The organism is Desulfogranum marinum (genome assembly GCF_963675105.2).
Taxonomy (GTDB): domain Bacteria; phylum Desulfobacterota; class Desulfobulbia; order Desulfobulbales; family Desulfobulbaceae; genus Desulfogranum; species Desulfogranum marinum.
The window spans coordinates 274,501-290,410 of record NZ_CAXXRO010000003.1 but is presented as its reverse complement, the minus strand read 5'-3'; the positions used below and the strand labels follow the sequence as shown (position 1 = coordinate 290,410).

Genomic DNA, 15,910 nt, shown 5'->3' with positions numbered 1-15,910 from the left:
TGAGTTTTCTGGTTACGAAATATGGTATTTTTCTATCCAATTGTTCAAGGTCTGGTAGTTTTTAAGCCCCAGCAGCTTGGCTGCACGGGTCTTGTTATGCCCGGTATATTCAAGTGTCCGGCGTATATAGATGCGGGCTACATCTCCCATTATGCTTTGAATATCAATCCCTTGCGCCACATCTTTTTCGAGTACGCTAGGTTCTTTCTCCGGCATTTGGAATAAGGCCTGGCGTATATCACTGGCGGTTATGGTCTTTCCCTGACACCAGAGCGCCGAGCGCAAAAGAGTGGACTGCAACTCCCGGACATTTCCTTGCCAGGGATGGCTCAGGATAATATTTTTTGCGTTAGGGGAAATATTTTTATGTTTCAGACCTGTGTCTTTTTCCGCTAAAACTGACAGCAGGATTTCAGCAAGCAGTAACAGGTCACCTTCGCGTTCTCTCAGCGGTGGCAGGTGCAACACCCCGACGGCGACACGGTAAAACAGATCCTCTCGAAAGGTACCGTCTGCGACAGCTTCCATCAAGTTGCGGTGGGTGGCGGTGATAAGCCTGATATCAACCTCCTGCTCCTCTATGCTACCAACTGGTCTACAGGAACCATCCTGCAGAACGCGCAACAGACGCACCTGTACGCTGGGCTCCAGCTCTCCAAATTCGTCAAGAAAAAGCGTGCCACCGCTGGCCTGTTGGAAGACCCCAGGCTCATCTGACGTTGCGCCGGTAAAGGCACCTTTCTTATGACCAAACAGGATTGAATCCACCAACTCGGTTGGAATGGCACCGCAATTTACCGCGACAAAGGACATGTTAGCCCGTGGACCGGCATTGTGGATAGCGCGAGCGAACAGCTCCTTGCCGGTACCGGTCTCACCATAGATCAGCACCGGCACCTCACGTTCAGCCAGGATCTGTGCCTGCGCCTTGAGGGTCTGCATTCGGGGATTGCGGGTAATGATGTTATCAAAAGCCGCACCGATCGGCACCTCTGTGACAGCCAACTGACTGATCTTTAGACTATTTAAGTCCCTGGCTGCAGGAATGTACTCCGCAGACAAGTCAAATGGAATATCAACCTCCTGCACGCCTTGTTCGATTGAGGCCTGGTAAAATCGACAGGGATACCGGGTTTTGCCCAGCAGAATCCACACCGCCTGCATAGCCGGAGTACCGGGACTGAGCAGGATTGAAAGTTCTTTTGATGCAGAGTTGACCCGGGCCAGATGTTTATCGGCCTGCTGGTAGATCTCCCCAAAATCCACTGGAGATGTGAGCTTTACGGCATACTCCTGGATAGGAACAGTTATGCGCGCCTTCAGCCAGGAAAGATACGACTGCACTTGCTCTTCCGGGTAATTATACAACAATTCAGCTGCATCAAACGAGGCCTTCTCAAGTGTCTCAGCTATGGGACCTGCAGTCCCTCCCTCCATGGCTTTAAGATCGTTGCCGCCAACCCAGCTGATCAAAATTTTTGATTTAACGCTGTTCATCAATAACAAACTCCAAAATATTAGCAGGATCACATTTAAAAAGCCTACAGAGTCGGCTTAAGTATTCTTGCTGCACAATTTCTTTGCAACTCAGAGTGACGGCATTGCGACTGATTAAGAAAATAGCAGATGAAATTGGGGAAAATGTGAGAGGCAAACGATGGTTTTAAAATGATGTAGATCAGACTTAGTCTGACACAAAGCTTGAGAAGAGCGAGGGCTAAATACAATATATTGTGACTCTTGTCCTACTAGCTGTTAGTCTTCGAGATTTGCTCAAACAATGACCATATCTGGCTCACATCGCGAAAATCGACAGGCTCCAAATGCGCCAACTTATTTCGTGAAATTCTGAGATTTTGCAAAAGATCGTAAAGCTTTTTTGGTAATCTCCCTATTAAATTTCTCTCATGAAAAACATCCAAAATTTTCCCAGGCTCAGTTGTATCAAGGCATTCTTCTTTCCACTTTTCACCCTTTATTTGGGTAATTTTCTCTGATGATATAGCCGTAATTTCCATGAGTAGTGGAAAAATACCAGCAACCTGCTCTCTCCATACAGCACGATCAAGGGTCGTTTTTTTAAAGGACTCACAACACTTTTCCCACGGGATATTGTCGCCTCTATTAAAAGTGTGACCATGGAGCTTTCCTTGAAGCCAAGGGGTAGATAACTCTTGTGGAACGTCCCATCTTTTCTCTTCTGTTAAGGACGAAAAATTTTTCGATACCTCCTTTTCATTTTTACAGCCATCGCAGTAGGTGCTGACAATTTCTCGAACGTCCCGTAATGATCGCGGCTCTCGTTGTAGTAGTTTTCCTATAACTTCAGGGTCTAAGTTTGCTGCACCCGCATAAGTACTGACAATCCACGCCTTAGAAATTGCATTATCTGATTGATCGATATTTGCACCAATCAAAAGTCGTATTTCTTCCCATTGCAGAGGGTTCCAAAAAGCAAAGCAGCGAACACCCGGAGCAGCCTCAATGGGTTGTATTTGTGGCGGAGATATAAGAAAAAGGCAGATAGATCGCTTTGAATACGCAGAATCATTCGTTTTGTAATATTTTGCTGTATCAGACAGAAAACTTTGCCACGCTTGGTCTAATCGACCATCACAATCAAGCTCGAGAACTATTGGTGGATCGTTACCATATGAGGCAAGCAATTCATCAAATCTAGGATCATCAAATGCAAGCTTCTCCGCCAAATCATTTTGGGGATTCTCGCTACTAGGATCCATTGATATGATGCCATCATATAATGCTCCCCTACCATTCTCCCCTAAGCATGCATCCATGGCGGCAATAAAATACTCTTGCCACTTCAACCAAACTTGTTTCGAAGGAAAAGAAAATAATATGAGTTGTCCTGAAGTATCGCCTAAAACTAATTCCTCAGCAATGCCACGAAGGCTGGGCAGAGAGCCGATGGTCAACATGTGATATTCACCTTACAAACCACTCACTATTTTTCAGCCAACAGAAATGTTTTAATCACTTTTCCAGCCAACCCCTCAATCATTAACCCTTCTTGATCTTTACTGTGGTGTGGCAAATAGGCAATATCCAATCCTTTCAACCACTCTTTTAATCGTCTTTCATTTTTTGCCAGCTCAGAGTCCTCTCCAACATCATCACGCCATGTTTCTAGCGAGTCCGAAGATATCTTGAGATGCTCTCCAGTATCACTCCAAGCAAAAAGCGTTGTCAGCATATCATCTCGTAATTGATCACCTGTATTTAGACCAAATTGTTCAAGGAGGAGTTGTGGGGATGAGACAAGTTGATTCGCAAACTCAACCTTTTGCTCTTCCCATAATTGTAATGTGTTAACCTTTTTACCGTTTCGCTTACTCAAGCGATCCAAGCCCCCTTTAATGTGACGATGCCAACCAGAATTCATGGCAAACACCTTTTCACCATTGGTTTTACCGCCAGCAAGTTCTTCTACATTATCCAAGGCATTTGTAATTGCACCATCACTCCATCTCTTCAGAGAGATATAATTAAATGAACTATTCGCTAATAGTTCATCGCGGCCGGGATCATCCAACCAGTTCCAGAGACAATTCGGATCCATAAGAAAAACAAGGTGACCACGGCTGTCTTTGGTGCAAACCTGACGTTGACATTCAGCAAGCACTTCTTTGAAAAAGGAAGATAACGGCAAGTCATGCGCCAATAAGGAAAGGTCTACAACCAAGTAATGGTGATCCCTTTTTCTCGGCTTTAGTTTTTTTGTGACAAAATGAATTAGCTTCTCGGGAATAACGCTTGCGTCAGCAGGAGGAATTAATTCGCTCCAATCTTCATCTTCAATCTCTTCTGAAAATATAACCTTGATTCTGTCTCGGACAGAATCAAGGCCCAAAGCAGCGCTGCCACTAATAACAGTCATGGAAAATGGTATATTGCCGCTAGCAATCTGTCCTTCTTGCTCGGTAGTTAAAGGACTAAAGGTCAAAGGTGTGGCAGGATTATTCGGGTGAAAATTTCTAGAGTTCAACACCCTTGGTTTATCGAGACTGGTAATCCTCATCAATTCATCTTCAATTTGGACCCGAGTGCCCAGCAAACGAAGTAAGTTAGGGCTACGAAGGCGATATGTCCTTACAGAACTTTCATCCTCCCGAACCAAAACTCCCAGTCCCACCATTTCATCCAACACGGCCCGAAGAGCCTGCTGGTCCATCGCCTTAAACACCTGTGGCCACCAGGATTGGGCAATTTGCATAAACTCCCTTTCAGTTCTGGATGCTGCTTGATCTTCCTCGAGTACAATCCCATAGGTCAAGACCTTGTAACGGTCATCCAAATCTAAGGTCCAATCAAAACGCTCCTTGATCTCTTCCTTGAAGCTCGAATTCCTTTCAATTGCTTGTAGATCTTCAGAACGAATCAACCGCTTAGCCTGGTCAGGAGAAGACATAACATTCCCCCATTTCTTGTAGAGATTTTCAACAAGTCGGTGACAGAATATCTGGATCAAACCAGGGTGATAATTCGCTTGTGACAAAATTCTCAGTATTAGGCCTGTTTTTTCAAAGGTAAACCCAATGGCACTTAGGGGAGAAAGAATCAAGCGCTGAGCTGCAGAAGCAGACAAGGGGTTGATAACAATATCGGCCCCAAGCTGAGCAAAAGGATGGTTTTTCCAATTCTTGTATCTCTGAACACTTTGCAGTCCAGCAAGTACTACTTTAAATTGCCTATTATTACTGGCGACCATTCCTCGTAATCGTCTGATAATTGGAAAATTACGGGATGAATCATTATCTAGAAAATTATCGGTTTCATCCAGGAGCAAGTACAAACTTCTCTCACCTGGCAAATCATGTAAAGCCTTGTTGATCTCGTCAACGATTTCGTCTTCAACGGTCTGTGATTTTTTCGCCCGTATTGTTCTTTCTTGTAAAAAACCGATTCGGCACAGATTTCGATAGACCTTTCGCCAAAACATTTCCATCATTTGTTCATGGGTTTGAGGTTCTAAGCCTAAGGAGTCAATTTCTACATAAGCCACATAGGTTTCTTCATTTGGATCATGGAATGTGTTGCAAAAATGGCGTAAAAGGGCTGATTTTCCTAATTGTCGACCTCCATAAATAATGCATGACCCATCTGGATTCTTTATGGACTCAACTTCTTTATCCCGCCCAACGAAGATTTCACTGGGAACATTAGCTCCTTTCATCATATAGGGCTGAACGAAACAGAAAGGCAGCGTTGTGTTGAAAAGAGAGGGCAATCTGTTTTTGATTCCTGAAAGGAAAAATGCTAGACAGAGATCGACAATAAGAACCGAGATCTTCCTCTTAAAGAATAAACGTTGATATTTTTGTCTTTGTTTCGGTCCCATTTCATTGAGATAAAACAAGAAAACCGGCTGATGTTGCAGCCTATTTCTAGTTAGAAAAGAATAAAGTTGATCAACCTCCATTTTGTTTTTCGAAACAACAATATTAGCCGAGGTACCCATGGCTGAACCAAACACTGGCACCGGGCTTGAATCAATGGGAAACTCCAGTGGTACCTGCAGCCATGTAAAATCATCAGCCAGTGGAGTTTTTTCCTTTATAGCTGACGCTTTTACTTTCAGACCAACGTAGCTCGCTATGGTAGCCACTCCATTGGACACATGCTTATTGGATTGATTGAAATTGAGCATGAGCAATTCATTCCAGGCAGAAAGCCCAGAAACTACTTGCTCCAGATGGGCCTTGTCCAATTCTGCATATTTAATCGGAATCTTTCCAATATTTTTTCTGCTTTTTATCGAAGCAATATATGACCGGATGCGTGACTTGTTCCCCAGCAAGTCCTGATAGGTAGGCAATTGCTTGATGAATTGATCAAAATCATCGTTCGCCCCCATGCTCGCTCGAGGGATTGGCATGCCGTCGTTTATGGCCATCTTAACGCGATTTAACAACTCAAAAGCGGCAATATTATCTCTTTGAGAGTTAGCCTCTCCAAAGGCCTTCTCAATATATTCTTTATCCTCTCTCCCTGTTTCAGTATCGGGGAGCTTTTTAATAATAGCAGTAAATTCCTCTCGGACTTTAGCTTGAGATTTGCTGTTTATTTCACTGAGTTCACTTTTGATGCTTTCCACTTTTGGTAAGATATCTCGTATCCTCCAGGAAATAGCAATGTCTGTGTGGTCCAACTGTTTTTCTATTTTATTGAGCTTACCTGTCAACTCACTCCTTAGGGATACTGGTCGCTCATCTGAGTCATGCTCCTCTAATACTGCCAGTTGCCCTAACAAATAAGCATCTTCAACCATATCGTTTAACGCCTTAATATCAGCGTTTAAAGAAGCTTTCAGCCGATCAACCTTATCATGTAGAAAATCATTAGCCCCTGTCAGTTCCTCATGGCTATCGATAATCGCTTTAGCCCTGACAAACTCATTTCGATCAAAAAGAACTTTTATATTTTCTTCTGACAACTCTAGCGTTTTTTCTGTCGAAAAATTCTGTAATAAACAATTCTTAGAGTTCCCTATTATTTCAAAGTCATCATCTAATTCGATTTGTAATTCAGCGATTAGCTCAGAACTAAGTGGTTCAATTTTTCGACATCGTTCACCATTGAGATTCCGTAACAATTGGGTAAAACAATTTTTCAACGCCTTAGCTGCAGTTTTCTCAAGCCCGTCGTGACCGACATCACCAAGATCATCAACCACTTTTTTCAGTGTTCTTTTAAGCTGGATTAATTTTTTCTCCTGTAACGTCTGGTCTCGCTCTTGTTTGCGATAGGACGAGAGGTTCAACCACTCGCGGCCAAGAGAAAGGGTTTCATTCAGTCTACGAATCACCTGGTTTCTCGGACTTCCTGTTATTGGTTTGGTAATCTTCTTTATGCCAAGCTTGTGCGCTTCTGAAACTATTTGTTCCCCTGTGGTATTTTTTATAATTTGCCGGACAAATGATATTTTAGATTCATCATTTTTCTCTACTGCACGGTGAAGCTCTGTAAGCTCGGCCCCCTCCTGATATAACTGCCTTAACAAAATAGTTGCTGGCTCATAGCTCGAAGAGGAACTTCTTATGCGATTTAGTAACTCAAGGGACATTTCCCTCAAGCGGATCACCTCATGTTCTTTGTCTTCTTTACTTAAAACAACATTTAGATCCTCAGATCTAACAGCCCCTTGATACAGGAAATCAGACTTAATCAGATTAACCAAATTATCCAGGTGTTTGACTCCAGTATCCACAAATGAAATCAAAGTAGAAACTTCACCTGACGGTGGGTCAGCAAAGAGTGCTACTCCGGCAATAGCACCAAGTAGGAATAACTTGGAGTGCAAAAAACTAAAATCTTCCGTTACCAGCTTACCGTATAGACTTTGCAATTCTCCAGGGATGGCTGACCCAATACCTATTTGTGAGCCTAAAGCATAAGCCCCTATCAAGTCAGCGGAGAGATCCATTTTGCAAGAGCGGACGACCCAGTAGGCTTTGGCAATTTCATTATTTGCAATACACTTTGCCACAAACTCTTCTTCCGGCAGGCTTGTCCCTTCACAAAAAGTTTCTTTCTCTTCTAGTTCAGGACTTTGAGCCTCGTGGCCGGTTCCGTTTTCATCATATACATCTGGTTTATTATTGTGGGAAGTTGATGGGACGTGCTCAATATTTTTTTGTCCCTCTACGACAGAGACACCTTCACTAAAAGGTTCTACATCTCCAAACTGTTCATCTTCTAATTCAACTGGTTCATTATTATCATCTAATAAAGCATCCTCATCCAGTTCTGCTTTACTAGATAATAAGGGTTCTGGTTCTACTACTTCTGGACCATCAATTTCCTCTAGCTCAGATACGACTGGCTCAGCTTCCTCTTTACCCTCTTCGAGTTTATCCTCTTCTTTAAACCTCAGCCAATCCCATTGACATTCAGCAAGAAACTCAGCCAATTCGGGAAAACTTTCATCAAGCTCATCCAACAACGCTTCGAGCTCTGCACCTTCTAAATTAAAGGCCCATTCAAACCACTCCCTTGCTTCGACCTCAGCACCTTCTAGATCAAACTCCAATTCAACCCAATCTCTTGGTTGTCTTGCATGTGGAAAATTTTTAGGACAATCATTATCTATCTGTTCGCTGAATTCTTCGATAATAGCTTTGAGTGATTCGTTAAATTTAGTTTGTTTACGTGGTAAACGATGAACAACCTCAAGAGTTTCAACAAAATCAATTAATTTTCCATAAAACTGAATCAATTTTGAGCTTTCACTTTCTTGTTCGGCTAAAATATTGCCTAAGTTTGTGCAGTACGTCTCAAAACTCTCTAAATCTCCCCATGGATCTTCTGTAAAACCAACACGTTCAGCCGACTCAAGAATCGTATTCTTTAATGCCGCCCCCTTATCTTTGAGTATCCTTATATAATTGATTGCTTGTTCATCATCTTCACAGAGACCAAGGGCAAGCTTTTGAACTATTTTTCCAAGATCACGGGTAATACCTTCGACTTCCTCGTTAAGTGAAGACCATGGTAAATTCCTTTTGCCTTCATCAGCACAACAGGCCTCATTCTCATCCTCATCGTTTTCCTCAAACAAAGCGGACATAAAATGATCATAGACTAATTCATACTCTGGTTTATCGTTCTCGCTCAGTAGTTCTATTAAATCCTTAACTGGATTTTGAGGCTCTTCTTGTTCGGCTATTTCATTTGCCTTCTCCCTATCAACCTGCTGTGCCATCCACTTAAGCTGAAGAAGAAATCGCTTCCAGAGATGGAAGATTGCTGTTTTCTTCTTAGGTTGCTGGTCATCAAGTTTCACCATAATCCGCTCTAACCTATACCCTTCGTCAAAGTCGGTAACCACAGCAAGTAATTCTTGGTAAAACTCATCATTCTTCAATTTACGATCTGGCCAAACACTACTAAGGCGACGTTTCAAAAACTGGTCAATTTTCTTAATCTGAGTAGGACTCCAGCGGAAAACTTTTTGTAAATCGTCACTGGTTATATCGCGCTCGAGTTCTGCATTCACAGCGCTTTTTTCTGACTCAGTAGTCACTTGGTTCTGTTCAGTTTTCATTTTATGCCTTTTGTCGTGATCAGATAGCAGGTTTTTAACCAATAAAATTAGACCCAGTTTTTTAACCTCAGGCCTCCGACCCTTTCAAACTCCTGCATATTATTTGAGATTAAAATTAGATATAAACTACGCACGTGGCTGGCAGTATGAAGATTGTTGATACCTATGGAAGTCAGTTCCAATAAATCTCACGTTTCCCTTTTTCACACTTTCAGGACATCGTGCTTTAACCGGCAACCTGATTGCTTAGGTTCGATAATTTTTGACAACAGATCCTGCAAACACAATGTCCTCCATATGTTTAGCCTAATATATCAAGAGTGTAGACCAATAAGATATATTCAGCAACGTTGCATAGTACCCAATTCTAAAAAGATAAATTTTTACCATTTTATTTGTCGAAAGACGTACGTTTTTTTACATAGGCAGATTTTTCCTATCAACATAAGGTTGGGTGTAAGATAACTTGTCGAGAATCAAAACAAGGTAAACGCATACAGCATTATCTTTTCGACAGCTTTACCCAATCTGTCAGGATCCCAAAAAGTAAACTTTATGAGACGTTCAGATTGACTTGTCTCAATAAATGTCTCAGAATGTGGTTCTCAAATCGTCTAAGAGTATTTGTGACTAATCTGGTACGGAGGAAATGGGATGGCACTGGTCGGGTATGCACGAGTAAGCTCAATTGGACAAAGTCTAGATGTGCAAATGGATATGCTCCAAGACTGTGATAAAGTTTTCAAAGAGAAAAAAAGCGGTTCTTCTGACAAGCGACCAAGATTGAAAGCCTGCCTCGAATATGTAAGGGAAGGGGATACCCTCGTCGTTACCCGTCTTGACAGACTTGCTCGCTCTACGCTTCACCTGTGCCAAATAGCAGATGAACTACAAAGAAAAAACGTGAACCTTCAGGTCTTATCACAAAACATTAACACCGGTGATGCCACCGGCAGGTTACTTTTCAACATGCTTGGAGCTATATCGCAATTTGAAACAGAGATTCGTGCTGAGCGACAGATGGATGGAATTCTTAAGGCTAAAGAAAAAGGGGTTAGCTTTGGGCGAAAAAAGAAATTGTCCCAGGACCAGATTCAGCAACTACATCAGAGACGAGCAAGTGGGGAGCTGATCAAAACATTGATGAAGGAATACGATCTATCCAAAGCCAGTATCTATCGTTACCTTTCCTCCCGAAAGGGATGATCCATTTTCCAATAAGCGAATAGCTGGTATTGAATTAGGTAAGAATTTAAAAGGTTCAGACGCCCGGAAAAAAGAAGACCTATCCAGGTCAGGTAATCGAAACTGACACCGCATCATTTGTTGCATGCCTAACCACTTTGCAATTCGAATTGCTTGTATGATTTGCTATGAAGAGTCCATTCCCGAAAACAAATCGGCGATAGGAAGACATCTCAGACTGCACCCGTTTAATCTGTTTGTTTAAGGTTTTGCCAATCCTGAAACTCTTTGGGACGAAGACGGTAGCGGGCGTAGTTCCCGGCGTGCAAAGTCTTGATTTCTTCGTTTACAACCTCAAGAAATTGTTCCAGATCATATTCAGGGACCAGTTTTATGGCCATCTGTGAAATAATTTTTGTCGGATCATCCGTATTCCCACTGCCGACTTTACGGATCACTTCCCTCACGCAATCAATCAAAGCCTGGCGATAACGCAGGCGAAACGTATCCGGCTCACCTATGGTATGTCGTATTGCCTGATAACGGGCGCATGATCGTTCATAAGTCCATACAAATACTTCTCGCATCAGTGCAATATGGTTCAACTCATAGATACCCAGCAAGCCATTAATATAAAGATCTTCAGGCACATCCATAAATGATAGAGGGCACAGATTGTGGGTAATAAAAGGAATATTGGCTGCCAGTCTGGAGACTCTTTTATTCACATCCTCAAACGGCTGCAGGTAAGGAAGGTGGACAGTGATAAAAAAAGCCTGCTCAAAGGGATCGGAAATAACGGCGGCGGTATCGAGAATTTTCCCGAAAATTTCATCAATGAGTTGAGGAACGGCCAAGGGCTCATATACCGACTTGCCTATACCAACTGGGATAGTGCGCAGACGGCCTGACGCCATGGAATTGCCAAGCAGATTGTCTGAAAGCAAGGCATGAAGATTTAAAATGGTTGCCCGGTCAAACCCTGCTTCATAGGTCGAATCAACAAGAAACTCAATTGCGGCCTTGTGATTGAGGATCATTTGGGTTTCAAAGGGGGTTTTCCCCGATGCGGCCTCCCCCTGTGCAATCAGGCGCTCAGTTTCCAGGAGAGAATAGGTGTTGCCTTCCATGCGACTCGATGCCCAGGAAAGATCAATTAACAACCTGTCAAGAATATGCCTGATGTATGCTCCCGCAGTATAGTCAACGCCCAACCGCCGTCCCTTGTCCATCAGGTGCAGTCGTATTTTGGGCGACAGGTAAAAAGTGTTATTCGGCTGATAACCATCGATAAATTCTCGCTGATATCCTACAGGATGGCGGGCGGGTATGGGGCGAGAAACCTGCTCAAGAATCTCTTTTGCATCAAGAGACAGGGGAATTCCACTGTCGGCTTCTGTTGGTTGTATGTCGAGGGTAAGGGGTAAGTAGCTGGTGGCTCGTCCAACACCGGTGATTTGTACTCGCCCTGCCTTTTCAAGCTGAACCAGTCGTCGCTGCAGGGTACGACGATTAAAAGACAAACCGTTATCTTTCAGCTGCTTTTCAATTTCACCAATTCGCCATCCAGTTGGTCGATCAGCGAGTAATACTGCGATAGCATGTAACTCTTTTTTAGAAATAGATTTCGGCATTCTTCATTTGTCGTGGAAAGTATTTTATACGACAAATAAACTTTTTTATTTGTCACAAATCAAGTTTTTGTGACAGATTTAATGTCACAAAAAACCGTTTGAAGGCCTGTAGCCACCATTTGGAAAGTTGCTCCATTGCCCAACTAATTACCTAACTGATTACCAAACTTCCCAGTAGTTGCTTACATGATCAATTTTTACTCACCTTTTTCACCTCTGATTTTTGCCTTCATTCAACTTCTGCCGACCACTCTTTTTGATGGCGTTAAAAAGATTTTCCGTCATCTCCACTCCCTTCTGATCATCTAAAGAGGAAATTCCTTTTTGGATGTCTGATTTTAGAGCGTTAATCTGGCCTTCATTGAGATCGTCACGAGATTTAAGCAGTCTCAAGGCCTCTCGAATGACCTCGCTGGCAGAGTTGTATAACCCGCTTTCAACTTTCATTTTGACAAGTTTCTCCAATTCAGGGGTCAGCGAAACGTTCATCTTGTATCTCCATGTTCTCGTTTGATTGCCTTCATTTAGAAATATTCCCGACAACAGACATTGTCAATTTTCGTTATTTTCTTATGCCGTGATAAAGCAATGGGAACCATCGCTCAACAATATCTATCGGAAAGCCTAAGCGCACTGGCCCTCTAGGAGTGTCAGAGACAAGCAACCCTTTCTTTACGAGGGCATACAACACCTCCCTGGCAGCACGATCTTTAAAGCCTGTAATTTCCTGAGTCTTTCCTCTTTGAAATTCACCAATCAGTAATGCTTCACGTAACAGGGCGTAACTACCCTTTGGAAGCTCTTTCATGGCAACCATTTCTTCAACATGAATACGCATACGTTTTGAAAGTACCTTGAAATCAAGAAGACTATTCATGTACTCTACTTGGTCGATACACGTTTCCAGAAAGAATTCACAGAATTTAACCAGAGCTTTTTGAGATAAAGTCCCTCTTCCATCCAAGTCTCCCTGCCTCGGAGCATCGGCTGCTTGCAATATTGATTTGTACTCATCTTTCCGTCTCGCCAGTCTTCGCGCAACTGACCAAAGCTCACTTTCCACCTCGATATTTTTAAAGGCAGCATTCCTGCAAAAGCACTGGCTTTAGAGACCAAGTCAAGCACAAGATCGTTAAGGTCACGTGCACTTTCAGGTGGGAGCATTGGCTCCATTGATCCAATTTTTTCCTTCATGGGAAGCCCTTTTTTTTACCACAATATTTGCCACTATTATTTATTACATAACAAGTGGTTAGGCTGGTATGTACAATGAAATATGCCACTAATTGAGCCGTAGCTATTGAAGCACGTGTGATGCCGTGCGGATCTGTCTGATGCATCAATTACCTAAAGACTTCTGCGTATTTTATCTCAATACCCTGTATTTCCTTATCTGTCAGTTTCTCAAACTCTTTGGTTCGACCACGCTTTGAGAGCTTACCGTTATTCTGGGACAAAAAGCGGATCAGCAGGTCAACCAGGTTGTCTGGCATATCGATATAGTTCTTAATAAACTCGTTGATCAGGTCATATTTTCGTAAATATTCAACCTCCTCAGGCAAAGTTTGTGACACTGTTTCCTCAACGCATTCAAAGAAAAATTCAGCCTGCTTGGTCGCATCAAAATAGCGGTACAGGTCAATTGTCTCATTGAGTACTTCCACGTTATTTTTCTCTGTTGGACGCCACTCAATTAAACCAAGCCTGGGCTTTGAGTAGTGCTCCAGGGTTTTCCGGTATTCATCGATACGTTCCAGGATAACGGCTGACACCGGAAATATGAGCCCTTTGGGCACAAAACCACTCTCGATCAGGATGTGGTGAAACAGGTAGCGGTGAATCCGGCCGTTGCCATCTTCAAAAGGATGAATGAACACAAAGCCAAATGCGATGATCGTGGCCATGAGGACCGCATCAAACTCATTCTCTCGAAGAAGCTCGTAAGTATCAAGCAGGCCTGACATGAGCGTTTCCAGATCGTCCGGACGTGCGGAAATGTGATCCGGCATGGGCATGCCGGATACCCGGTCATGTTCACCGACAAAACCGCCTTCCGTACGCAGTCCCGGTTTAATGAAACGGCTATCCGCTATAACCTGCTTTTGCAGGTACTCAAACTCTTCGACACTTAAGGGACGGCTTCCTGCTTCACCGATAATTCTGCCCCACCTTTCGATGCGGTTATGTGGTGGGCTCTCCCCTTCGATTGTGTATGAGGCTTTGGAGTCTTTCAGGAGAAGGAAAGCTGCTGCACGGCTCAAAAGGTCGGGATGTGTCTGGCCAATGTTGTTGACAGCTGCCTCTGAAAGCTTTTTACCCAGAAATTGTTCAAGCTTTTTTGTTTTTCTGATGAGAGGGCAGAAATTCTTAGTTCCTGGCAGGTTATTCCGGACCCGGTGACGTTTAGAAAGGACGTGTATGCCTTCAAACTGCAGCTTGCTATTAACCAAGGAGACGAAGTTACATTTTGCCGCGTCTTCAAGATCGAGCCGTTCTTCACGTAACCACTCCCATAAAAACCATATTTTCCGGCTATAAATCCCGGTTGGCTCTGATCGAACCATGGATTCAATGCCTGTCGCTCTCACCACCTGGAACAAGGCGTTAAGGAGTCCTAAATCAATCGCTTCATATTTTAGAGCAAATGTGAGGTGCCCATAAAGCGTATCTTCCGGCCTATGACGTGGCGTAAACACATTCCAGCGTCCATCTACGTATCTTTTATGCTTGGTCCCTATGATACAAAGGGTATCAGGCAAAGGCACTTTTAGCCCATGCGCTGCAATGAGCGCAGCGTACCCTGCCAGGAAGGACCCCTTTTCTGGGATAGAAAAACCACGAAAAATGGTTCCTGTATGTGAATTGTGTTTATATATAGTCATTATTATGAATTCCTTTTCCCTTTATTGAATTCATTATGGCACGAAAAAGGTTTTTCTGTCATGAAAAATCGTTTCAAAACTAGATTTTTCGTGAAAAACAAATTTGAATAACAGGCCATAATATCACACCTCCTGTTCGGGTTTCCTCTAATGATTACCCAAAAAAACATTGAGGCAGCAGCTCCCTTGATTATTTTAATGCCACAACTACGAAGTGCCTTGAACATTCCCTGAGTCTTTTGGCGCCTGTCTGTTTATAGCGACACAATCCCTCCGCTACTGTACTCTACTCACTCACATTGCAATACATTCTCATCGATTCACTTAACTCTCTCTTTTCAACAGATTTATCAAATGATGCAAAAATACATTCAGATGACTCGCAAAATAATCACCGCGAGCTATCACTTGATTTGAAATCTGAAAAGAGATAATCTTTACTGAGCAGACAACTTGTTATCTTTTTACCCTTTTCCCAATTAATCTTTTTATATTTGAAACAGCCATGAAAACCATCTCATTCGTCTCTCAAAAGGGCGGCGTAGGAAAAAGCACTCTGGCCCTGGCAACCGCATATGAGGCCTCTAAAAGTGGTGTATCTGTGAAGGTCGCCGATATGGACACTCAGCAGGGAACCCTCTCTGATCTCCATCGGCAGCGCCTTAATAATGGCATATCTTCGATTGGTTCGGTGGAAATCTTTGCGACAATTAACGATCTCCAAAAATCTGTGACAAATAGCAATTATGATTTTCTAATCATTGACGGTACTCCAAGAGCCAGTAAGGGGACCCTCGCTGCCGGGAAAATATCAGACCTCATTGTGTTGCCTTGCTGTTCAAGCAGGGCTGATCTCATCCCGACCATCAAGCTAGGAAATGAACTGGTTAAAAACCAGATACCTCGCGGCAAAATTGTTTTTGCTTTGTCCAGGGTAAACACTGCATCAGAAATCGAAGATGCTCGGGAGTTTATCACCGAGGCCGGCTTTAAGGTGCTTGATGGCTGTATTTTTGAAAAACCTGGTTACAGACAAGCTCAGAACGATGGATACGCTTTGACCGAAACAAAATGGAAAAGCCTCAACGACAAAGCAAACATTGTTCTGGAAAGCATCTTAACCAACTTATTGAGCGAGTAGGGTA

Annotated in this window: 10 protein-coding genes; 2 read left to right on the top strand and 8 right to left on the bottom strand. The window is 43.0% G+C overall.

All coding sequences use genetic code 11. The features are described from left to right. Positions 1 to 12: 12 nt before the first annotated feature. The 3 genes from ACHZCY_RS08145 to ACHZCY_RS08135 form a co-directional block, all read right to left on the bottom strand. A complete protein-coding gene (locus ACHZCY_RS08145; protein WP_319548508.1) occupies positions 13 to 1,497 on the bottom strand; it encodes a sigma-54 interaction domain-containing protein in 1,485 nt (494 codons plus the stop codon). A gap of 251 nt (positions 1,498 to 1,748) precedes the next feature. Next, complete coding sequence (locus ACHZCY_RS08140; protein ID WP_319548507.1) at positions 1,749 to 2,939, bottom strand: hypothetical protein; 1,191 nt, start codon at positions 2,937 to 2,939, stop codon at positions 1,749 to 1,751. Between the two features lie 26 nt (positions 2,940 to 2,965). Next, complete coding sequence (locus ACHZCY_RS08135; protein WP_319548506.1) at positions 2,966 to 9,064, bottom strand: hypothetical protein; 6,099 nt, start codon at positions 9,062 to 9,064, stop codon at positions 2,966 to 2,968. Between the two features lie 654 nt (positions 9,065 to 9,718). Here ACHZCY_RS08135 and ACHZCY_RS08130 point away from each other — a divergent pair. Then, positions 9,719 to 10,270: a recombinase family protein gene (locus ACHZCY_RS08130; RefSeq protein ID WP_319548505.1), complete on the top strand. Its 552-nt coding sequence runs from the start codon at positions 9,719 to 9,721 to the stop codon at positions 10,268 to 10,270. A gap of 227 nt (positions 10,271 to 10,497) precedes the next feature. Here the strand turns inward: ACHZCY_RS08130 and ACHZCY_RS08125 are convergent, their stop codons facing one another. The 5 genes from ACHZCY_RS08125 to ACHZCY_RS08105 form a co-directional block, all read right to left on the bottom strand. After that, on the bottom strand, positions 10,498 to 11,883 hold the full coding sequence (locus ACHZCY_RS08125) for a Fic family protein (RefSeq protein ID WP_319548504.1): 1,386 nt from the start codon (positions 11,881 to 11,883) through the stop codon (positions 10,498 to 10,500). 210 nt (positions 11,884 to 12,093) lie between these two features. Next, on the bottom strand, positions 12,094 to 12,372 hold the full coding sequence (locus ACHZCY_RS08120) for a type II toxin-antitoxin system ParD family antitoxin (protein ID WP_319548503.1): 279 nt from the start codon (positions 12,370 to 12,372) through the stop codon (positions 12,094 to 12,096). 73 nt (positions 12,373 to 12,445) lie between these two features. Continuing rightward, on the bottom strand, positions 12,446 to 12,760 hold the full coding sequence (locus ACHZCY_RS08115; RefSeq protein WP_319548502.1) for a hypothetical protein: 315 nt from the start codon (positions 12,758 to 12,760) through the stop codon (positions 12,446 to 12,448). 5 nt (positions 12,761 to 12,765) lie between these two features. Beyond that, entirely contained in the window at positions 12,766 to 13,077 is a 312-nt protein-coding gene (locus ACHZCY_RS08110; RefSeq protein ID WP_319548501.1) for a hypothetical protein, read from the bottom strand. Positions 13,078 to 13,226: 149 nt separating this feature from the next. Further along, on the bottom strand, positions 13,227 to 14,765 hold the full coding sequence (locus ACHZCY_RS08105; protein ID WP_319548500.1) for a Fic family protein: 1,539 nt from the start codon (positions 14,763 to 14,765) through the stop codon (positions 13,227 to 13,229). 505 nt (positions 14,766 to 15,270) lie between these two features. Here ACHZCY_RS08105 and ACHZCY_RS08100 point away from each other — a divergent pair. After that, complete coding sequence (locus tag ACHZCY_RS08100) at positions 15,271 to 15,906, top strand: ParA family protein (protein WP_319548499.1); 636 nt, start codon at positions 15,271 to 15,273, stop codon at positions 15,904 to 15,906. Positions 15,907 to 15,910 lie beyond the last annotated feature (4 nt).

Excerpts from the sequence above, each read along its gene's own strand:
- ACHZCY_RS08145 (WP_319548508.1), bottom strand. The coding sequence starts at position 1,497 with ATGAACAGCGTTAAATCAAAAATTTTGATCAGCTGGGTTGGCGGCAAC.
- ACHZCY_RS08140 (WP_319548507.1), bottom strand. The coding sequence starts at position 2,939 with ATGTTGACCATCGGCTCTCTGCCCAGCCTTCGTGGCATTGCTGAGGAA.
- ACHZCY_RS08135 (WP_319548506.1), bottom strand. The coding sequence starts at position 9,064 with ATGAAAACTGAACAGAACCAAGTGACTACTGAGTCAGAAAAAAGCGCT.
- ACHZCY_RS08130 (WP_319548505.1), top strand. The coding sequence starts at position 9,719 with ATGGCACTGGTCGGGTATGCACGAGTAAGCTCAATTGGACAAAGTCTA.
- ACHZCY_RS08125 (WP_319548504.1), bottom strand. The coding sequence starts at position 11,883 with ATGCCGAAATCTATTTCTAAAAAAGAGTTACATGCTATCGCAGTATTA.
- ACHZCY_RS08120 (WP_319548503.1), bottom strand. The coding sequence starts at position 12,372 with ATGAACGTTTCGCTGACCCCTGAATTGGAGAAACTTGTCAAAATGAAA.
- ACHZCY_RS08115 (WP_319548502.1), bottom strand. The coding sequence starts at position 12,760 with ATGAATAGTCTTCTTGATTTCAAGGTACTTTCAAAACGTATGCGTATT.
- ACHZCY_RS08110 (WP_319548501.1), bottom strand. The coding sequence starts at position 13,077 with ATGAAGGAAAAAATTGGATCAATGGAGCCAATGCTCCCACCTGAAAGT.
- ACHZCY_RS08105 (WP_319548500.1), bottom strand. The coding sequence starts at position 14,765 with ATGACTATATATAAACACAATTCACATACAGGAACCATTTTTCGTGGT.
- ACHZCY_RS08100 (WP_319548499.1), top strand. The coding sequence starts at position 15,271 with ATGAAAACCATCTCATTCGTCTCTCAAAAGGGCGGCGTAGGAAAAAGC.